Annotated in this window: 21 protein-coding genes and 1 pseudogene; 15 read left to right on the plus strand and 7 right to left on the minus strand. The window is 38.9% G+C overall.

Annotated elements, in window-relative coordinates:
* The first annotated feature begins 71 nt into the window (after positions 1 to 71).
* Positions 72 to 896 (plus strand): THC0290_0291 family protein, encoded by an 825-nt coding sequence (locus ESY88_RS14390; protein WP_147087455.1) that lies wholly within the window; start codon positions 72 to 74, stop codon positions 894 to 896.
* Positions 897 to 963: 67 nt separating this feature from the next.
* On the opposite strand, the pseudogene ESY88_RS14395 reads toward ESY88_RS14390, so the two are convergent.
* Positions 964 to 2,109 (minus strand): annotated as a pseudogene (locus ESY88_RS14395) (cystathionine gamma-synthase); the annotation flags it as partial.
* A 383-nt stretch (positions 2,110 to 2,492) separates the two neighbouring features.
* On the opposite strand from ESY88_RS14395, the gene ESY88_RS14400 reads away from it, so the two are divergent.
* The gene (locus ESY88_RS14400; protein WP_189702610.1) at positions 2,493 to 3,215 is read left to right on the plus strand and encodes a DUF3298 and DUF4163 domain-containing protein; all 723 of its coding nucleotides are present in this window, start codon (positions 2,493 to 2,495) and stop codon (positions 3,213 to 3,215) included.
* Positions 3,216 to 3,260: 45 nt separating this feature from the next.
* On the opposite strand, the gene ESY88_RS14405 is transcribed toward ESY88_RS14400, so the two are convergent.
* Positions 3,261 to 4,508, minus strand: a complete 1,248-nt coding sequence (locus ESY88_RS14405) for a cation:proton antiporter (RefSeq protein ID WP_147087458.1) — start codon at positions 4,506 to 4,508, stop codon at positions 3,261 to 3,263.
* A gap of 178 nt (positions 4,509 to 4,686) precedes the next feature.
* Here ESY88_RS14405 and ESY88_RS14410 point away from each other — a divergent pair, with 178 nt between their 5' ends.
* The 4 genes from ESY88_RS14410 (at position 4,687) to ESY88_RS14425 (ending at position 6,573) form a co-directional block, all read left to right on the plus strand.
* Positions 4,687 to 5,046 carry an arsenate reductase family protein gene (locus tag ESY88_RS14410; RefSeq protein ID WP_147087459.1) on the plus strand — a complete coding sequence of 120 codons (360 nt, stop codon included), beginning with the start codon at positions 4,687 to 4,689 and terminating at the stop codon, positions 5,044 to 5,046.
* A complete protein-coding gene (locus tag ESY88_RS14415; protein WP_147087460.1) occupies positions 5,039 to 5,932 on the plus strand; it encodes a DMT family transporter in 894 nt (297 codons plus the stop codon). Before ESY88_RS14410 ends, ESY88_RS14415 begins: the two co-directional genes overlap by 8 nt.
* A gap of 96 nt (positions 5,933 to 6,028) precedes the next feature.
* Entirely contained in the window at positions 6,029 to 6,298 is a 270-nt protein-coding gene (locus ESY88_RS14420) for a type II toxin-antitoxin system Phd/YefM family antitoxin (RefSeq protein ID WP_147087461.1), read from the plus strand.
* On the plus strand, positions 6,298 to 6,573 hold the full coding sequence (locus ESY88_RS14425; RefSeq protein ID WP_147087462.1) for a Txe/YoeB family addiction module toxin: 276 nt from the start codon (positions 6,298 to 6,300) through the stop codon (positions 6,571 to 6,573). The genes ESY88_RS14420 and ESY88_RS14425 overlap by 1 nt, the downstream gene beginning before the upstream one ends.
* A gap of 147 nt (positions 6,574 to 6,720) precedes the next feature.
* On the opposite strand, the gene ESY88_RS14430 is transcribed toward ESY88_RS14425, so the two are convergent.
* Positions 6,721 to 7,197: an acyl-CoA thioesterase gene (locus ESY88_RS14430; protein ID WP_147087463.1), complete on the minus strand. Its 477-nt coding sequence runs from the start codon at positions 7,195 to 7,197 to the stop codon at positions 6,721 to 6,723.
* A 516-nt stretch (positions 7,198 to 7,713) separates the two neighbouring features.
* Here ESY88_RS14430 and ESY88_RS14435 point away from each other — a divergent pair.
* The 3 genes from ESY88_RS14435 to nadD all read left to right on the plus strand — a co-directional run bounded on the left by ESY88_RS14435 (position 7,714) and on the right by nadD (position 9,871).
* A complete protein-coding gene (locus tag ESY88_RS14435; protein WP_147087464.1) occupies positions 7,714 to 8,571 on the plus strand; it encodes a YicC/YloC family endoribonuclease in 858 nt (285 codons plus the stop codon).
* Positions 8,572 to 8,717: 146 nt separating this feature from the next.
* Positions 8,718 to 9,296, plus strand: a complete 579-nt coding sequence (gene gmk, locus ESY88_RS14440) for a guanylate kinase (protein WP_147087512.1) — start codon at positions 8,718 to 8,720, stop codon at positions 9,294 to 9,296.
* Positions 9,293 to 9,871 (plus strand): nicotinate (nicotinamide) nucleotide adenylyltransferase, encoded by a 579-nt coding sequence (gene nadD, locus ESY88_RS14445; RefSeq protein ID WP_147087465.1) that lies wholly within the window; start codon positions 9,293 to 9,295, stop codon positions 9,869 to 9,871. Before gmk ends, nadD begins: the two co-directional genes overlap by 4 nt.
* Before the next feature lie 398 nt (positions 9,872 to 10,269).
* Here nadD and ESY88_RS14450 read toward each other — a convergent pair whose 3' ends face one another.
* From ESY88_RS14450 to ESY88_RS14460, 3 genes are all read right to left on the minus strand, one after another.
* Complete coding sequence (locus ESY88_RS14450) at positions 10,270 to 10,569, minus strand: nucleotidyltransferase family protein (RefSeq protein ID WP_223270837.1); 300 nt, start codon at positions 10,567 to 10,569, stop codon at positions 10,270 to 10,272.
* Positions 10,570 to 10,712: 143 nt separating this feature from the next.
* Positions 10,713 to 12,344, minus strand: coding sequence for an ELWxxDGT repeat protein (locus tag ESY88_RS14455; RefSeq protein WP_189702611.1), 1,632 nt, complete (start codon positions 12,342 to 12,344; stop codon positions 10,713 to 10,715).
* Positions 12,345 to 12,721: 377 nt separating this feature from the next.
* A complete protein-coding gene (locus tag ESY88_RS14460; protein WP_147087467.1) occupies positions 12,722 to 13,081 on the minus strand; it encodes a YraN family protein in 360 nt (119 codons plus the stop codon).
* 345 nt (positions 13,082 to 13,426) lie between these two features.
* On the opposite strand from ESY88_RS14460, the gene ESY88_RS14465 reads away from it, so the two are divergent.
* The 3 genes from ESY88_RS14465 (at position 13,427) to ESY88_RS14475 (ending at position 15,646) form a co-directional block, all read left to right on the plus strand.
* Positions 13,427 to 14,131: a hypothetical protein gene (locus tag ESY88_RS14465; RefSeq protein WP_223270838.1), complete on the plus strand. Its 705-nt coding sequence runs from the start codon at positions 13,427 to 13,429 to the stop codon at positions 14,129 to 14,131.
* A gap of 132 nt (positions 14,132 to 14,263) precedes the next feature.
* Positions 14,264 to 14,920 carry a hypothetical protein gene (locus tag ESY88_RS14470; protein ID WP_147087468.1) on the plus strand — a complete coding sequence of 219 codons (657 nt, stop codon included), beginning with the start codon at positions 14,264 to 14,266 and terminating at the stop codon, positions 14,918 to 14,920.
* A gap of 105 nt (positions 14,921 to 15,025) precedes the next feature.
* A complete protein-coding gene (locus ESY88_RS14475) occupies positions 15,026 to 15,646 on the plus strand; it encodes an outer membrane beta-barrel protein (protein WP_147087469.1) in 621 nt (206 codons plus the stop codon).
* 16 nt (positions 15,647 to 15,662) lie between these two features.
* Here the strand turns inward: ESY88_RS14475 and ESY88_RS14480 are convergent, their stop codons facing one another.
* The gene (locus tag ESY88_RS14480; RefSeq protein WP_147087470.1) at positions 15,663 to 16,676 is read right to left on the minus strand and encodes a S66 peptidase family protein; all 1,014 of its coding nucleotides are present in this window, start codon (positions 16,674 to 16,676) and stop codon (positions 15,663 to 15,665) included.
* A gap of 38 nt (positions 16,677 to 16,714) precedes the next feature.
* On the opposite strand from ESY88_RS14480, the gene metG reads away from it, so the two are divergent.
* The 3 genes from metG to ESY88_RS14495 all read left to right on the plus strand — a co-directional run bounded on the left by metG (position 16,715) and on the right by ESY88_RS14495 (position 20,325).
* On the plus strand, positions 16,715 to 18,805 hold the full coding sequence (gene metG / locus ESY88_RS14485; protein WP_147087471.1) for a methionine--tRNA ligase: 2,091 nt from the start codon (positions 16,715 to 16,717) through the stop codon (positions 18,803 to 18,805).
* 338 nt (positions 18,806 to 19,143) lie between these two features.
* The gene (locus ESY88_RS14490) at positions 19,144 to 19,614 is read left to right on the plus strand and encodes a lipocalin family protein (RefSeq protein ID WP_147087472.1); all 471 of its coding nucleotides are present in this window, start codon (positions 19,144 to 19,146) and stop codon (positions 19,612 to 19,614) included.
* Between the two features lie 3 nt (positions 19,615 to 19,617).
* Positions 19,618 to 20,325, plus strand: a complete 708-nt coding sequence (locus tag ESY88_RS14495; RefSeq protein ID WP_147087473.1) for an OmpA family protein — start codon at positions 19,618 to 19,620, stop codon at positions 20,323 to 20,325.
* Positions 20,326 to 20,498: the final 173 nt, after the last annotated feature.

Genomic DNA, 20,498 nt, shown 5'->3' on the forward strand with positions numbered 1-20,498 from the left:
TTTTGTTTGTTTGTTAGGTCAGTTTTTATATATTTGTTTACAAAAAGACCTGACAAACCTAACACAACCCTATGACGCTTAATTTTAAACCAGTAACAGTTATGCTCTTTGCTTTGGTATTGGGAATAAATGAAGGCTTTGCTCAATTTGGCTTCACCAATGAAATAGGGATCGTTGCTGGCCCTGTGGCCTTTCAATCTGATTTTGGCGAACGCCAGGACTTTGAAACAAATTCTGGCAATACTGGCTATGGTATTGGGCTGGTGCACTATATTAACTTTACTTACAGAAGACAATACAGCTCTAGACAAAGCGCCAATTTTTTTAATTACCATTTTAAGGTAAGAAATGAACTCTCCTTCAATAAAACAAATCTCGATCACTTCGGGAAATGGGTCGATGAAGACCGAAAAAGCACCAATGCCGATAAATTGAGACAGCATTCTGGCTCTGCCCAAAACATCAATATTGGTTCTCAATTGGAATTCTTTCCGCTCAGTATTCGCGATTTTGAAGCTTTGTCATATTCCTTTGCGCCATACATAAGTTTGGGTGTGCAGTTTACTGCCTATAACCCAAAGGTGTTTACAACTTTTGGCGATGGCAATATCGATAATTCGAATAACTTTTACGATTCTTGGGTGCAAGCCACCAACCCAAATTTTAACGAGGATAATTTTCTTTTTGATGGCGCCGGTTCCACGTTTTCGGTTGTAGGAGGCGTTGGTACCCGCTATAAGCTCAACCTCTTATCTGATTTAGTGATTGATCTTAAATGGCAGTATTTCTTAGATGATCGCGTTGATGGCCTAGATCACAATTTAGAATCCAACAAATCCAATGATTGGCTGGTATGGCTCAATATAGGTTACATACATTACCTAAACAGCAATTAATCAGCACGCACTTGACATAAAAAAAGACCAAGCGCAACTTGGTCTTTTTTATGCGCTATGGTTTCAATTAACCAATGGCTTGTTTTAAATCGGCAATCAAGTCGTCTTCATCCTCAATACCAACACTAAGTCGTATCAAAGAATCCACCACACCTGTTTTCTCCCGCTCCTCTTTGGGGATGCTGGCGTGGGTCATGCTCGCAGGATGACCTGCCAAGGACTCCACACCGCCGAGGGATTCCGCCAAGGTAAAAACTTTCAGGTTCTCAACAATTTTAATGGCTTCTTCATAATTATTCCCTTTGGTGGTAAAAGAGACCATTCCGCCAAAATCCTTCATTTGAGCTTTTGCAATCTCATGATTGGGATGGCTCTCAAATCCTGGCCAATAGACGTTTTCAATTTTGGGATGCTGGTTCAAGTACTCAGCAACCGCTTTGCCATTTTCACAGTGACGTTGCATTCTCACGTGCAAAGTCTTGATGCCTCTTAAGGCCAAAAAACTATCTTGTGGGCCACAAATCGCACCACTTGCATTCTGAATAAAGTACAAACGGTCTGCCAAATCCTTATCATTCACAACCAAGGCCCCCATAATCAAATCACTATGACCACCAATGTATTTTGTGGCAGAGTGCATCACAATATCTGCTCCTAAATCTAAAGGCTGTTGTAGATATGGCGTGGCAAAGGTATTATCAACCGCCAAAAGCACCTTGTGTTTTTTGGCAATGGCAGCAGTGGCTTTGATATCAATGACATTCATCATTGGGTTGGTTGGAGTCTCAACCCAAATCAATTTCGTTTTATCGTTGATATAATGTTCTATATTCTCGGCGTCTTCCATCCCAATAAAATGGAACTTGATGCCAAATTTCTCAAAGATGCTCGTAAACAAACGGTACGTCCCTCCGTAAATATCACTGGTAGACACCACCTCATCGCCGGTTTCAAGCAATTTGATCACGGCATCAATGGCCGCCAATCCCGATCCAAATGCCAAACCATGCTCGCCGTTCTCGATGCTGGCAAAGGCATTTTCCAAAGCACTTCTGGTTGGGTTTCCGCTGCGGGAATATTCAAATCCCTTATGGCCACCTGGTGTGGTTTGCGCAAAAGTGGAAGTTTGATAAATGGGTGGCATTACAGCTCCGTATGCAGGATCTGGTGATTGGCCACCGTGAATGGTTTTTGTATTGAATTTCATCTGTAAATGTCTATTTGTGAAAGTTGTAAAGGTATTGAAACCAGAAACTTTCGGTGTCTATAATATAGTAATAAAAGGCTCTAGTTTAATCTAGCGTTGCTATTATTAATAAAATTGAAATTATAAATCTTTTAAATTGGCTCAAACCTAGAACATCCGATTATTCCCTTTAGGGTTAGGGAAAAAATAATTGGATTTTCGGCATTTTGTTCTTGCCCCTCCCGATAGATATCGGGACTAAAGGGAGCCAAAACGCCGAAAATCGGTCATTTCAACCATAATAGCCGCTTTAAAATAGCGCCTAATAAAATTAAGGTTTAATTGGTGGGATTCAAATCTATTGATACCTTTATATTATGTTTAACGTATTACAATCCATCCCCAAAACAGTGAAAAAATTAGCCTTGCTCGTACTGCTTCCTGCAATGATTCTTTCCTGTGCGGAAGAAGTGAAAGTCAATTTTGAAGAAGCCCAAATCAAAACAACCGAAGCTGCCAACATCAACTTCAACTACCCAAAAGCAACAGGCACGAAAACGGTTGCAGAACGCATCAATCAAAGCATTGAGAATTACGTGGCCAACCAAACCAATATGGCAAATGATACGCTGAGAAACGTCACGATAGACGAGGCTGTAAAACAATTTAATTTTGAGTACAAACGCTTTAAAAGCGATTTCCCCGAAGCAGCTCAGCAATGGGAGGCCTTTGTAGATGGCGAAGTGACCTATAAGTCTCCAGAGTTGATTTGTATTTACATAAACTCCTATCTCGATACTGGTGGCGCACACGGCAATACCGTGGTGAGATTCTTGAACTTTGATGCTCAAACCGGTGAGTTGCTTGAAAAGGAAGCACTCATCAACGACAGGGCTGCATTTTTAAAAATCGTGCAACAGCATTTTCAAAGCGAGACCAAACCCCAAGATCAGGGAGAGACCACTGAGGATTTTTTCTTCGGAAAGGATTTTCAGCTGCCTGAAAGCATCGGTTTTAACGATGAAGGTGTTGTGATCCTTTACAATACTTACGAAATCGCTTCCTACGCCCAAGGCATCACCGAATTTTTGATTCCTTATGCGGAAGTGAATTCGCTTCTAAAACAACGTTGATACCTGCCTTATTTCCGCAGAAAAAATAGCCTTCTGAAGTTGTTTTTACTCCGCTCCTCTTGCCAATCGCTTGATAATGGGCTCCACGGTCAAGCCCTGACCAATGATTGAAAACACCACGATCACATAAGTCATGACCAAAAAGAGTTCGCGGTGCATCTCTGTGCTAAGACTCAAGGCCAAGGCTATGGAAATACCGCCTCGCAACCCACCCCAAGTCATGATCAAATTGGTGTGTGGCACGAATTTTAGTCTTTTAGAGAAGAATTTAACCGGTAACCAAAGTGACAAATACCGACTCAGCAAAACCAGAGGCACGGCAATCAAACCGGCCAAGATGTAGTTGGTTTCCAAACTCAGCACCAATAATTCCATACCAATCATCACAAACAGCACGGTGTTGAGCAACACGTCAATGAGTTCCCAAAATTTATCGACGTAGGTTTCGGTGGTGTCCGACATTGAACTTTTACGTACCGTATCGTTCCCAACAATCAGTCCTGCGGTAACCATTGCCAAAGGTGCCGATAAATGCCATTGGTGTGCTAGCAGACTTCCGCCCATAACGGTTGCAATGGTAATGATGACTTCCACCTCATAGCTATCAATGGATTTTAGCAATTTATAAGTCACATAGCCTAAAACCAGACCCAAAGCAACACCTCCAAGCACCTCTTGACCAAATAGTCGCGCAATGCTTCCCACATCGATGCTAGCACCAGGCAGTTTGGCAATTGCAAAGATCGTTAAGAAAACAACCACGCCAACCCCATCATTGAAGAGAGATTCACCTACAATTTTAGCTTCCAATTTTTTGGGTGCTTTGGCTTTCTTTAAGATTCCCAAAACCGCAATGGGATCGGTTGGTGAGATCAAGGCACCAAACAAAAAGCAGTAAATGAAATTGATATCAAACCCAAAAAGCATAAGCAAATAATAGGTGCTAATGCCCACCAGAAAGGTAGAAACCGATACGCCCAAAGTCGCAAAGGCCAGAATAGGCCAACGTTGTATTTTAAGCTGATTGAAATTAGTGTGCAAAGCCCCAGCAAAAAGCAAGAAACTAAGCATGATATCCAACAGCACGGTTTCAAAATCTATATTCGAAATCAATTCCTTTTCTTGAAGCAATAACGTGTCATCAAAATTGGCGATTGCAATCACAATTAGGGTAAACACTATCGTAATAAGCATCAGGCCTATGGTAATGGGCAGCTTTAAAAACCGTTCGTTGATGTAACCAAACAGGGCAGACATTACAATAAGTATGGAGGCGATAGTGTAGTATTCCATCTCGTGTTTTTGAGCGTTTTAAATTACACAATTAGTGAAAGCATGAAAAGGCTAAAGATGCTTTAAATCCCCCAATTTGGGCAATTTCATATTTTTTTTAAAAATAAGTAATTTTCTATTTAAATCTGTTTCTTTGTAAAACGAACTGTTTCGGTGTCACTTTCGCAAAACCCAATTTATGAAAAAGTTTTATTTCCTCAGCACTTGTAGCACTTGTAAGAACATCATCGCAGCCTTAAATCTGGACGCCTCTGTGACGTTTCAAGACATCAAGAGTAAGCCTCTCACTGCGGAACAATTGGATGCCTTGAAAAAATTGGCAGGTAGTTATGAAGCACTATTTAGTAAACGTGCACAGCTTTACAAAACTAAAAACCTGAAAGACCAGACGCTTAGCGAAACAGACTATAAAAAATATTTGCTAGAACATTACACGTTTTTAAAGCGCCCAGTTCTAGTTTACGACGATCAAATATTCATTGGCAACAGCAAGAAAACCGTTGAGGCTGCAACAGCCTTTATCCGGTCACATGAATAGCCGCGCCTTTGGCATTTTTGCCGTGATCATGGTACAGGTATTATATGGCCTAAACTACACCTTCGCCAAAAATGTGATGAACGAAAACTACGTCAAACCCTTTGGTTTTGTAGTGTTGAGAGTCATTGGTGCAGCAGCATTATTTTGGTTGCTAAGCCTGTTCTTGAAAAGTGAAAAGATTGAGAAAAAAGACTTTATTAGCATTTTCGCAGCTGCGGTTTTTGGCGTAGGCCTTAACATGCTTTTCTTTTTAAAAGGACTGGAATACACAACCCCAATCCACGCTTCGGTCATCACGACCATAACGCCTATTGTGATCTTGATACTTTCGGCCATTTTCCTGAGCGAAAAACTAACCAAATTGAAAATCATTGGCGTGTTCCTGGGCTTTTGTGGCGGCGTTTTACTGACTGCTTTTGGCGAATCCACCCGGGTTGGAGATAATGTGGCGCTGGGTAACACCTTCATTTTCCTCAATGCCATTTCTTACAGTATCTACGTGATTCTCGTCAAAAAACTGACTGCCAAATACCATCCGTTTACCTTTATAAAATGGATGTTCTTATTCGGAATTGTTTTGGTGCTGCCTTTTGGCTATGCGCAAGCCACCGAAATTGAGTGGAATACGTTCTCGCCCTACATTTGGTTTTCGGTTGCATTTGTGGTGGTTGGTGCCACTTTTGGCACTTACTTCTTTAACCCAATTTCCATTCGACTGCTTAAAGCCTCAACCGTTGGTGTTTCCATTTATTTGCAACCAGTCTTCGCAGGGCTTTTTGCCTTATTGATGGGTGCCGATTCCATTGACGCCGTTAAAATCATGGCCATGTGCCTTATTTTTGCTGGTGTTTTTTTGGTAACGAAGAAGTCGAAGGCTTCAGTTTAATTCACAGCTGAAAAGCGTTAACAGCGTCCCATTTGAAATATAGACCTTTTAGTTATACATTTATACGGCTAACTTTTTGTGCAAAAATGAATCGTTATGAGATCAATTACTGTTTCCACATTAAGAAAAAATATAAAAAAACATCTTAAATATGTTTCAAGTTCAATTGAAATCATTGTCGTCCCTAGAGGTAAAGCAGATGATGCAGTTGTTATCATGTCTATAAGCGAATACAATTCATTGAAAGAAACTGAGCACTTGCTCTCAACACGAGCTAATAGTGACCGGCTTATGAAGTCAATTGAACAACTTGACGATGAAACCTTGGTAAGGTCAAATGAAGATGATGTCACACTCCACCAATAATGAATGCCGATGTCACACCTAATGGCTGGGAAGATTTCTACTTTTGGTTAGATATAGACCCTCCCACTGCCCTAAAAATAAGGGAACTCATTAAATCCATTAAACAGAATCCATTTAAAGGAATAGGCAAACCCGAACCACTTAAGCACAGGCTAAAAGGGTTTTGGTCAAGAAGAATAACAGGAGAGCATCGCTTGGTGCATAGAGTATCAGGAACGAAAGGCGCTGACCAAAAATGCAGCATAATTCAATGTAGATTTCATTATGATAATTAAACTACGCCTTTTTTTAGGGCTCACATATTTTTATGAACTCCCCATTTCGAGCGCTTCAAGTTCGATTGCCAGACTCCAAATAGCAAAAATACCCAAAATATTGCATGCGGTTGTGCCATTAAGTGTAATGTGTTTCACTCACAATTCTTAATTTAAATGCTTCGGTCGTTTCCCAGAAGCACGTGTATCTTCCTTGGTCAAGGTTTTAAAATCGGCTGATTTCGGAAATGCTTTTATCTTGGTCAACAAAGGTTCAGATAAACTTACCAATTGTCTTGTTTTTAAATCAATCCATCCCCCCAAGATATCACAAGTAGCCAGATGCCGTCCTTTACCATTGTAGAAATTGTGTTCAAACTTGAAGAATTTCCCGTCGTCACTCAAGCCTGAAACATCTAAGCTAACGGTAAGTTTCTGCTCTAAAAACGATTCCTTGAAATAATGAATGTGCTCTGAAAAAACCACTGGGCCCACACCATGCGCGATCAATTCTTTCATTGAAAAGCCATTTTCATTTAAAAATCCTACGCGGGTATGACTCATAAAATTCAGATATGCCGAATTGGCCATGTGACCATTCCCATCAACATCGCTCCATCTAATCTCAAATTCCTTTTTGTACATGCTCTAAAATTTAATTGGCAAAATTAATCATTTTATGATGTATAAATAAGAACCAGCCCATTTAGTCATTCCTCGCTGATTTTTTTTCTTGACGAAATCAGTATCTCATAAGTCCTTAATTACGAATTTTTTTATGGTTACCAATGGCGCTAGTTTAAACCAGGTAGTATAACTGAGTAGTATAATTTTGCCCTGTCCCTAAAGGGTATAATTGAATTTTCTAGAATTGAGAAAGCTCAAAATATATGGATCTCAAACTAAATTTAAAGAATCAACGCTTGATTAAACTAGAGCCTATCAAATGACTATCAAGCACCTGCTCAGCCCTTTGTGAAATAAAACCATTGCAATACTAGACGTAAACCATGCTGTTTATCAGTTACTTAAATTCTGGCAGATGCCCTTATGTCTTGATGAGACCCACATTGGGCTTAAACGAAGTAAGCGGTCTAACCTGCTTGACCAGAAAAACTTCATCATTTTATGTACCTTTGCGCAACTTCAAACAAAACGTTAATGATACAATCCATGACTGGTTACGGTAAGTCTGTGCTACAGCTTCCGTCTAAAAAAATCTCAATAGAGGTCAAATCGCTTAACAGCAAAAATCTCGACCTCAACACTAGAATGCCTTCCATGTATCGCGAAAAGGAATTGGCGATTCGTAAATTGATCGCTTCAAAATTGCAGCGTGGCAAGATTGATTTCTCATTGTATGTTGAAATGACCGGTGAGGAAACGTCAACCCAAATCAACAAAACAGTAGTCAGGCAGTACATCAAGCAATTGCGTGAAGTGGTGGATGGTGATGAGACCGAATTATTGAAAATGGCCATTAGATTGCCCGACGCCATCATGACCGAACGCGACGATATCGACGAAGATGAGTGGACGGAAATCGCCAAGGTAATTGATAACAGCCTTGAAAAGATTGAAGAATACCGATTGGATGAAGGCCAAGCACTGGAGCAGGAATTTAGGGCTCGCGTAAACAATATTTCCAATGTATTGGAAGCGATCATTGCCATGGATCCAGAACGTATTGATGGCGTTAGAGAGCGTTTAAATAAAGGCATTGCCGATATAAAAGAGAAAGTAGATGAAAACCGTTTTGAACAGGAACTCGTTTATTACATCGAAAAATTTGATATTACGGAAGAAAAGGTACGTTTGAAAAATCACTTGGATTATTTTGAAAAGGCGCTTAAATCTGAAGATTCCAACGGAAAAAAACTGGCTTTTATCAGTCAGGAAATGGGTCGTGAAATCAATACCATTGGCTCAAAATCCAACCATGCCCCCATGCAAAAACTGGTGGTGCAAATGAAGGATGAGCTTGAAAAAATCAAAGAGCAGTTGCTGAACGTGCTTTGAGAATTTGCTGAAAAGAAATAGAGCATAAAAAAAGACCATGAGAATAGATTTTAGAGGGTGGTTTCTGATGCCTCTCACGACTGTTTTAAAGATAAAACAATACAGTTAATTATAAAAAAAAGTGACTTTTGACTAAAAAAGAATTAATAAAAAACGGAAAATTAGTAGTGTTTTCTGCACCTTCGGGCTCTGGCAAGACCACCATTGTAAGGCATTTGCTGGAAAAGGAAGAATTGAATTTGGAGTTTAGCATCTCTGCAACCTCCCGCGAGATGCGCGAGGGCGAAGTAGATGGCAAGGACTATTACTTTCTAGATGCACATACCTTTAAACAGCACATCAAAAACGATGATTTTTTGGAGTGGGAAGAAGTCTATCGCGATAATTTCTACGGCACTTTAAAAACCGAAGTCGAGCGCATTTGGGCGAATGGCAAGAACGTGATTTTTGATATTGACGTTTCTGGCGGCTTGCGTATCAAACGGAAATTTCCCAAACAAACCTTGGCCATTTTCGTAAAACCACCAAGTATTGACGAGCTCAAAATAAGATTAAAAAAGCGTCAAACTGAAAGTGCCGATAAAATCAATATGCGCATTGCAAAAGCTTCGGCAGAATTGGCGACCGCACCACTTTTCGATACCATTGTACTCAATGAGCATTTGGAAAATGCCTTAATTGAATCTTACACTTTGGTTTCCAATTTTATTGCAGATAGATCATGAAAATCGGACTCTTTTTCGGGACTTTCAACCCCATTCATGTGGGCCATTTAACCATCGCCAACCATTTAGCGGAATACAGCGACTTGGAGAAAGTTTGGTTTGTGGTCACGCCTCACAATCCGTTTAAAAAGAAAAAATCCTTGCTGGATAATCGCCAACGTTATGAAATGGTGTATCAAGCCACCAAAGACTATCTCAAATTAGAGCCTTGCGATATTGAGTTCAACTTGCCGCAACCCAATTACACGATAAATACACTGGTGCATCTTAAAGAAAAATACCCACAGCATGAGTTTTCTTTGATTATGGGCGAGGACAATCTCAAAAATTTCCACAAGTGGAAGAATTATGAACTTATTTTAGAGCAGTATGAGCTTTATGTTTATCCCAGAATTTCTGAAGGCAGCATCGAAACCCAATTCACAGGTCACAACCGCATTCATAAAATCGATGCGCCCATTATGGAACTCTCGTCCACATTTATAAGAAAAGGCATCAAAGCGGGCAAAAATGTGCGCCCCATGTTGCCAGAACATGTTTGGGCGTATTTGGATGAGATGCTTTTTTACAGGTAAAATTCCTGCGCACCTGTCTGCCGAAAAGGAAGAGGCGGGAATCTCACGAAACATGCCAAATAACTTGGCGGCCAAATCTTGATGAATTGAACTTGTGCGACGCGTGCGAAACGACTCCCGTAATTTCGTAACCAATAGAATTTGCTCCATTCAAAATCTAAATTTACTTTGAGTTTTCCAGACATTTTGATAAGCCTTGAAATCGGAAATAGCACCAATGAATAACGCTATTAAGTCAATCGCCAATGAACTACCGCGATGCAAGCATACAAGGTGTCAAATACCTAAAAAACAAATTCCAAATTCCAAAAAAAATAAAAACGATGCAATCATCGGGGAATTAAACCCTAAGAGATTAAAACATCAGAACTGAACTTTTTGCTCTTGTCCATCATAAATCAATTGTTTCGTGGCGTCAATGTTTTTTTCAATATCGGATTTTTTATTGAGGCGCTAGTTGACAAATCTACTTTCCGGCTGAAGAAAGCTTCAAACTGATCCCAAATTGTCATCAAGGTTTCACCTCTTTGTATGGGCTCTTCGATATCGATTTCTATAAGCAAATCAATATCGCTAGACTCTTCATTAAATTGGTCGGTAACAGAAGTTCCAAAAGCATAAAGCGCCTTTACCCTATAAAGTTTACATAATGCTGAGAATTCGGTCATTTTAGAGTTTATGGATTCCTTTAAGTTCATAGCACTAAGGTACCGTCTTTTTAGTTGTTATAAAATTTGCAGCTCACCTGTAAATAAAGCAATTTCTAAACTGTAATGATAAACAGAAGTGTACCCATTGAAGTAACCAGAATTAAAGATTTAAACCTAAGTATTCGCTTTCTTTAATATTTAACTATTTTATGTGTTTGCGCCCCGTCTTTTGTAACAAAATTAAAGAAGTAAATTCCAGACTTCAGATAAGAAGTATCCATTTGAAAAGTTGACAAGTTGTAATCTTTTTCATTTACAATTTTACCGGAAATATCGTAAATCAAAACCCTCTCAATTGAACTTAAAGTATTAATGAAAAGCAGATTATCTACGGGATTAGGATGGATGGAAATAGATATTGAATTAACATCATCTACAGATAATCCTTCCTTTGTATATTTGTAAAGCTCATTTCCTATTTCAGAATCGGCTAACGATGAAAAATATAAACTATTTTTATATGGCTTAAATGAAAAAGTACCATTATTAATTGTCGTTGGAACTATATCCGGAATATTATTTGTGCCTTGTTGGGTACCATCTGTTACCCATAACTGATAATTGCTAAAAAAATAAAGTGCGTCTGCATAGTGTACAAAATAATAAGATGGGTCCATTCCACCTCCAGGACTAACATCAACAAAAAAAGAGGTGCCTTCGGGTGTTCCGTCACTCCGCCACATTTTAAGCCCATCTGCACCATTGTCGGCTGCAAAAAATAACCTTCCGTTTAATTCTGCAAATCTTTTTATGTTGCTTTGTGCACTTCCAGGGTTTATGTCTTTAATAAGTATTGTTCCGTCTGCTGTTGCGTCAGTACGCCATAATTCTTCCCCGTGTACATCATCGTTTGCTGTAAAAATCAAATGATTATCTAAAATTTTGAAATTTGTAGGATCGCTCGAGCCTGCAGCTGTATTGCTCGAACCTGCAGTTGTATTAATATCCTTTAAAAGTTCAGTACCTGCTTCAGTTCCATTAGATGTCCATAATTCACGTCCATGAATTCCATCACTTGCAGTAAAATATAGTAAATTGTTAAAAACACCATAAACATACGGGGAACTACCAATTGCACCAGGATTAATATCTTTTAATACGTTAGTTCCGGCAACTGTTCCGTCTGTTATCCATAGCTCTTTTCCTAACACATCATCGTCTGCCGAAAAATATAAATTACCGTTATACTCTGTAACATAAGAAGGAGAACTACTACTTATGCCAGGTGAAATATCATAAAATAGTTGTGTTCCCTCACTAGTGCCGTCGGTGACCCACAATTCACGACCGTTAATCCCGTCATCAGCCGAAAAGTACAATAAATTATTAAAAATAATAAACGGGATAGGAGATGAATCTCCTGTTGTATTTATGTCTTTTAGCATGACTGTTCCATCCGTAGTTCCATCAGAGACCCAAAGTTCATAACCATGAATTCCATCGCTAGCAAAAAAATAGAGTTTTCCGTTGTAGGATATTAAATATGCCGGTGCCCCATATCCCCCTCCGGGATTCATATCTTTTACGAGATGAGTACCATTTTCAGTGCCATCTGTAACCCAAAGTTCACTGCCATAATCGGAATGAAATGCTTGAAAATACAGTAAACCGTTGTGCTCTACATAAGATTTTGGGTCACTATAATTTGGACCTGGATTAATATCCTTGACTAATTCAGCGCCCTGACCAAGAACCGTCAAGCAATAAAACAAAGCGATAGTTAAAAAGATTGACCTTTTAGAAATTAAATTTAAAGTTTTCATAGTTTTAATCATTTATACGTGTTAATAAAACAGTATAATCTCTTTCATTTAATTAATTCTAAACTTTTTTTTGAAGTCTCAATATCAATAAACACATAGCGATTACACATACAATAATGGTTTATATGCATGCATCGGTTTAAATTGAAAATGTCATCAAAAAATAAGCTAAATTCATTCCTAGTCTAATAATGAGTGAATAATGTTCTTGATTGGGTAGCGATACTTTATAGTTAAATATTAAGTTCTTGGTTTGGTTAACTTGTTGCCAACTTAGAATAAGCAACTAGGGTCCCGGCGTGCTTTCGGGCTCATAAATCGAACTGACAATTAAAAGATCTCTGCTTCTACCTTTTCGGAAGACAGGTTTGCTAGGATTAAAAATGATAAAAGGCATTTTCCAAATGCTCCAAGCTCATGCCCTTTTTGTTGAGCACAATGGCAATGATATCAAAGCGCACCTCAACGTCCATCTCGTGCTCATTGACGTAATAATCCACTGCCTTTATGATGCGTTGCATTTGCTTTGGCTTTAAGAACTGCTGCGGGTCGCCAAAATTGGCACTGGTTCTGGTCTTGACTTCCACAACTGCGAGTATATCGTCTTTTAGCGCCATGATATCGACTTCTGCTCTTTCGTAAATAAAATTACGCGCTACAATCTTATAACCATGACTTATGAGAAAATCATAGGCGATAAGCTCTCCTTTTTTACCAAGTTCGTTGTGTTGTGCCATTTTTGTTTAGTCCTCAGTCTTTAGTCTTTAGTCTTTAGTTGGTAGTTGGTAGTTGGAAGTTGGCAAAGGATTAGGATAGTTTTAATAATCTTCAGTCAAAATCATTCAATATAACAACGATATTTATTATTAATGCGAATCAAGTGTTGAAAAAAGATAAAAAACAAGTTTAATTTGTTGAAAAACAACGCCTTAAACTTGTTTAAGTTATTGATATTCAGTATCTTAATAGTCAATTTCAACAAGATTATTTTGGATACAAACAACAATAACAAGGATTACAAGTTAGTAAAAATATATGATTAAGTCTGTGAGAAATTTGAAGAACATTTACAACATGAATGCATGCGTTTCAGCAACAACAATGAGCCAAAACTCACAGATCAAGAAATAATCACGATTTATCTATTCGTCATGAACCACCAGGGTATTTTTAAAATGAACAAGATACACCAGTTCGCAAGTGAGTATTTATTGAGCTGGTTCCCGGACCTTGGAAGCTATCAAGCTTTCAACCAGAGGATAAACAGACTCTCCGGTGTTATGAACACTTTTGTGGAAATGCTCCTGACTGAATACAGTCCAAAGGAATGCTCTAGCAGCTTGAGTGTATTGGATTCAATTCCCATTATCACATGTTCGGGAAAACGTTCGGGTAAGGTCGCCCCCGAGATAACGGACAAAGGTTTCTGCTCCACAAAGAGCATGTATTATTACGGGATGAAGCTCCACACCCTGGGATTTTGCAATCCAAATAGATTGCCGCATCCAGAGCAGATCATATTCACGCCAGCTTCTGTAAACGACTTTACGCTGTTCAAAGAAGCTTGGTCCGAAAAGGAAAACCGAACGTTCTTTGGAGATAAAATATACAACTCGGTAGGTTTCTTTACGAACATGAAAGACAATTTCAATTCAGAAATGCTAACCCCTGTAAAGGCCACAAAGGGAATGCCCGATGTCCTGAGAAAATTAGACAGGGCTGCAAATGATCTCTATTCAAGAGCCGTGTCCAAAATCATTCAATATAACAACGATATTTATTATTAATCCCACAATATTCATTGTAGTCTAAACTAAAATTTTACGAATTATCTTAAAATTTTAACATGTGCAAAAAATCCAAACAAAATTTCAAAACCTATATATTATATATCAATATTAACTCTAAAATTTACTATTATGAAAAATTTAATTATGTTTATTGCATTATCATCAATAGTTTGGTCTTGTAGTCATGATCAAATATCTGATTCGCCTTCAAGCATTGATTCAAATGAAAGTATTGAGTTGAAAAATTCACGTGATACACTAGATGTTTTAACTTTGGAAGATATCGATAATATGTTCAAAGAAGAATTTAAAGATTATGAAGAAGTTAAAATATCTAATAAACTTGAAATTGATGGTTTGAAAAACAAATCACTTTTAAAAGATGAAAATTTGAATAGGTCGCCTACTCTAAATGGACCGTTTACCGTAAATGCTGTACAATCGTTAGTTTTCTCAAATAAAAAAATCCTATTCTCAGGTGGACAAGGTGGTCTGGCTACAGGTATTTACATTTGTGATATTTATAAGTTTCAATCTGTAGTTTCTATACCATTAAATGGAGCACCGGCTGCAGATTTACCCACTCCTTCCGGCTATATTTCAGCAAGTTCACAAACGGTAGGCATTAATGAGTACACTAATACTACTCAAACATCGAAACAATATGTTATTGCAACATGGATGATTAATGTGAAATATAATCTAAATGCTCAATTTATTAATATAGACTTACCCAATACTCTTCAAAATGGCTTCGATTATACATATTATTATTTCACTCTATAATTATATTTTCTACTTAAATCAAAAGAACTACAAATATTTTTTGTGGTTCTTTTGATTTAAATAATAAATCTTAATTTTTACGCGTTACATATAAAAATATTTACAATGATAAAGCACCTTAGTTTTCTATTGGTTTTTGTGAGTTTCTCATCTTTTGCTCAAACTTTAAAAGTAAAAAACGGTATTTCAATAAGTTCTATGGATTTGACAGAGAGCGAAGCGGTTATTAGTGGATTCGAAATTCTCAATCAAAATATCGTGACTTATTCTTTTTCTTTTGGACTGGATTATTTTGAAAGTAAGTACTTTTACTTATCCAGCGAAGTAGGCTATTTACAAAAAGGAGGAAAAGAAGAAAATGAGTTTTTACCGTCTGATAATGGAGCAAGAATTAAAGAATCTTGGAGTTATATACATTTAAATACAACTGCAAGATTTCCTATCAGATTTAGAAATAATACACACATTTTTATAGGAGCTGGGCCTAAACTAGATATTTTGATTGATTCTAATAAATTTGATAGTTCTATTTATGAGGGTTATATTATAAATTCTACCGTATTTGGCGCAAAAGGGGAGCTTGGATTTGTAAAAGATTTTGAGAAAATTAGAGTTGGTCTTGATTTTTCTTATTTGTACGATTTTAATAATACGGGGGGAACAGAATTTTTAGAATTTAAGAATAACGCTTATCAAATCATGGCATCATTAGGATATAAGATGTGATAATACACATAGAATATTATTCTGCATACCGTATAGAAGATTTCTCTTTGTTCACATTCAACTCCACCACTCTCCCGAAGATCATGGCCCGGTTATCATCTTCATGACCTGCCGGCATATTAAAGGCAATTGGGAAATCATATTCTGCCAAGGCATCTAGAATCAATTGCTCTACTGAGCTACCCCATAGTGTGGTGTTGGTTCGCAATCGCGTCATATCTCCCACCAAAACACCGGCGCAATCATCAAAATAGCCGGCGCGCTTTAGACTTTGCAACATGCGGTCGATATGGTATTTATATTCGCCAATCTCCTCGATAAAGAGAATTTTTCCTGAAGTGTCAATGCTCGTCTCTGAACCCAACATGGTGTGCAAAATGGTAAGGTTACCACCCACCAATTCGCCTGTAGCTTTTCCAATGCGATTATCGGCTGAACCTTTGAGCGTATAATTTTCTGGCATTCCGAAGAGTGCCGATTTAAACGTGCCAACCGTTTGCTCTATTTCTGAAATGTCTCTCGGTAAGCTCGTACACATCAAGGCGTGCAAAGTTTGATAGCCTTCATTATGGAATTGATTGTGCAATGCCGTAATATCACTATAGCCAATAAGCCATTTGGGGTGCTTTTTGAATTTGGTATAATCCAATTTATCCAAAATCCTAACCGTCCCGTAGCCTCCTCGTGCGCACCATATCGCGGCGATTTTTGGATCGTCCAAGGCCTGCTGAAAATCCTCACAACGCTCTGCATCGCTGCCCGCAAAATGATTGGCTTGACTAAAAACGTGTTCGCCAATAACCGCGTGCAAGCCCCAACTTTCAAGCAGTTTGACCGCATGGGCAACTTCATCGCTACGGTTTTGCAAGATGCCCGAAGGCGCTACGATGGCGACGGTATCGCCCGCTTTTAGGTATGGTGGTTGTATCAAAGCTGTGTTTTCGGATTGAATGGGTTGTGCTTGGGCAGTCGCTATTCCGAAGAATAAAAACAAAGCGCACAAGCGTGATAAATGATGAATTTTAGACATAGTGTAAAAGTACATTTTTTTTCTAAATCCCTTGTAAAATGTGTACTTTTGTGCCCTGTAAAACCATAATTAAGATGTCCAAAAGATACACCATTACCGCAGCATTACCTTATACCAACGGTCCTATTCATATTGGGCATTTGGCAGGTGTTTATGTGCCGGCAGATATTTATGCACGCTACAAACGCTTAACAGGAAATGATGTGGCCTTCATCTGCGGAAGCGATGAACATGGCGTACCCATTACCATCAAGGCAAAAAACGAAGGTGTATCCCCTCAGGACATCGTGGATAAATACCACGCCAACATCAAGAAATCTTTCGAAGATTTTGGAATTACCTTCGACAACTATTCACGCACCACTGCAAAAATACACCACGATACAGCACAGGAGTTTTTCAAGACACTTTACGATAAAAACGAGTTTGTTGAAGAAGTGACCGAGCAATTATACGACGAGGAAGCCAATCAATTTTTGGCCGACCGCTTTGTGACGGGAACTTGCCCTAAATGTGGAAATGAAGAGGCTTATGGCGACCAATGCGAAAGCTGCGGATCCAGCTTAAATGCTACCGACCTCATCAATCCCAAGTCGGCTATCACTGGTAATGTGCCTTCGCTAAAAAAAACCAAACACTGGTTTTTACCACTCAATAAACACGAACAGTTTTTAAAGGATTGGATCCTAAAAGGCCACAAAAAAGATTGGAAACCCAATGTGTACGGACAAGTCAAATCCTGGATTGACGATGGCCTGCGACCAAGAGCGGTAACCCGCGATTTGGATTGGGGCATTCCCGTTCCCGTGCCTGGAGGCGAGGGCAAAGTGCTTTACGTTTGGTTTGATGCGCCAATTGGCTATATCTCCTCTACCAAGGAGTGGGCAGCCCGAGAAGGTAAAAATTGGGAAGATTATTGGAAGGATGAAAACACCAAATTAGTACACTTTATTGGGAAGGATAATATCGTGTTCCATTGCATTATTTTCCCATCCATGCTCAAGGCGGAAGGCTCTTATATTTTGCCAGACAACGTCCCGGCCAACGAGTTTTTGAACTTGGAAGGCCAAAAATTATCGACTTCTAAAAATTGGGCGGTTTGGTTGCCAGACTATTTATTGGATTTCCCAAACCAACAGGATGTGCTCCGCTTCGCGTTGACGGCCAATGCTCCCGAAACTAAGGATAATGATTTTACTTGGAAGGATTTTCAAGCCAGAAACAACAATGAGTTGGTGGCCATCTTCGGAAACTTCATCAATCGAGTCGTTGTTTTGACCAATAAATATTACGACGGAATAGTGCCAGAAGCTTCCGAATTTTCAGTAATTGATAATAAAACCATCGAAACCTTAAAAGCCTATCCCGCAGTGATTGAAAGCTCCATTGAGCGTTACCGATTTAGGGAAGCCAGCCAAGAACTGATGAATCTCGCGCGATTGGGCAATAAGTATTTGGCCGATGAAGAGCCTTGGAAACTTGTCAAGACCGATGAAGCACGCACTAAAACCATCATGTTCGTAGCGCTGCAAATCGCCTCGGCACTCGCTATCTTGAGCGAACCCTTTTTACCATTTACTTCAGCCAAATTAAAAGGCATCCTAAATGTTAACGCCGAAAACGATACGCAGTGGCAGGATGTTTCCGCTAAAGACGTTTTACTTCCGCAGGGACATCACATTGGAAAAGGCGAATTATTGTTTTCAAAAATTGAAGACGAGGCCATCGAAACCCAATTGAAAAAATTAGAAGCCAGCAAAAAATCAAACAAAGCCGCCAACATGAAAGTAGAAACCCAAAAAGAGACCATCAATTTTGAAGACTTCACCAAATTGGACCTGCGCGTAGGCACTATCGTTTCTGCTGAAAAAATGCCGAAAACCAAAAAATTACTCGTCTTAAAAGTAGATACAGGGATCGATACAAGAACCATTGTATCCGGCATTGCCGAAAGTTTTACGCCCGAGGAAGTCGTTGGAAAACAAGTTACCGTTTTGGTCAATCTCGCACCAAGATCCTTGAGAGGCGTCGAAAGTGAAGGCATGATCTTAATGACCGAAAGCGCAGATGGTCAACTGGTATTCGTCAATCCCGATACGACGGTCAAAAACGGACTTCAGATAAGCTAGTTTTTAAAATTTATAAGCAAAATGGGGTCAGCGCGTTATCAAAATAATGCCGTTGCCCTCATAATGCATTGAGTTCTTCAATAATTCTCATTTCCCAATGGAAACTAAAAAAGCCTTTAGTAATTTCCAAAGCATCTATATTCTTTTTTCAAATTCAATTTCAAGTTCAAGTTCAACTTCAACTTCATCTTCATCTTCATCAGCATTTACTCAACATCTGTGATCCATTAGTTCTCGTATATACGTTTAGGGTCTAAACAAGTTAGTAATTTATTGGTTTGCATCATTTAGTATGCACTTTACTAACTACATTAGTCCAAATACTAAATCAACTATTTATGAAAAATGCACTATTGGCTGTAACACTGGTTTGTCTCTTCTCTTGCGGAGGCTCTAAAGTGGTTCGGGAATCTGAAAAGACCATCAAAGGGAATTGGAACTTAAATTCCATTACTTATAGCAAAACAGGCGATTACGATGTGACCTTGCTAAACGACACCTCAAAAGATTGCTTTGAAAACAGTACCTGGCAATTTGTACCCAATAACAATACGGGCACTTACAGTATTATCAATGCCGATTGTAATACAGGCGATCGTTATTTCAATTTTGATATTGAAGAAGCAGACGCGACCACTGGCCTTTATGATTTTATGCTGAAACCAACCAATGAGAAAGGCAAATCGGAAACTGATGCTGGTTTTCGCATGAAATTGACCGCAATCTCAGAGAATTCGATGCAATGGCAGCAAACCGTGATAAGCAACGGTGCGCCATTTATTATTAATATGAACTTTACTAAACTTTAAAATATGAAAATGATAACAAACAGAATAACTATACTAGCCGTAACCGCGCTTTTGAGCATCGGTTTTACCAGTTGTAAGGCAGTAGATAATGCGAATAACAAACAAAAAGGTGCTGTGATAGGCGCTACAGGTGGTGCCATTTTGGGTGCCATTATTGGTAATAATGTTGGCAAAGGTGGCAATGGCGAATTAGGCGCCGTCATTGGAGGCGTTGTTGGTGGTGGCGCTGGAGTGCTTATCGGCAATAAAATGGACAAGCAGGCCAAGGAAATCGAAAACGAAATTCCTGGTGCCCAAGTAGAGCGGGTTGATGATGGGATTGTCGTGACCTTTGATGAGAAAAGTGGTGTCTATTTTGACACGGCCAAATACAACATCAACGACAAATCACAAGCGACTTTAAATAAACTCTCAGGAGTCTTTAAGGAATATCCAGACACCAATATTTTGGTTGTGGGACATACCGACAGCGTGGGATCTGAGGACAATAACATGACCTTATCCAAAAACAGAGCGAATGCTGTGACCGATTATATGACAAATCAAGGTTTGAGCAGAAGTCGATTTACAACCAATTGGTTTGGCGAATCCCAACCAATGCATGATAACAGTACTGTAGATGGACGCTCTAAAAACAGACGAGTGAACGTTGCCATTGTACCTAATCAGCAAATGATTAATGAGGCCAAACAACAAGCTGGCGAACAATAAAATAAGCAAAAGGCATTTAGAAGCTTATTCTAAATTAAATTTTGAAGGTCCTGTAAATGTTTTTTACAGGGCTTTTTTTATGTTTAAACTGAATGGTTTTTTTCTAAAAGATTTGCCGAGCTCACAAACTTAACTTATGTTCTGCTTGAACTTCCTATCTTTGCCCCCAACAT

The sequence above is a fragment of the Subsaximicrobium wynnwilliamsii genome, assembly GCF_007997225.1.
In the GTDB taxonomy this organism is placed as follows: Bacteria; Bacteroidota; Bacteroidia; order Flavobacteriales; family Flavobacteriaceae; genus Psychroserpens; species Psychroserpens wynnwilliamsii.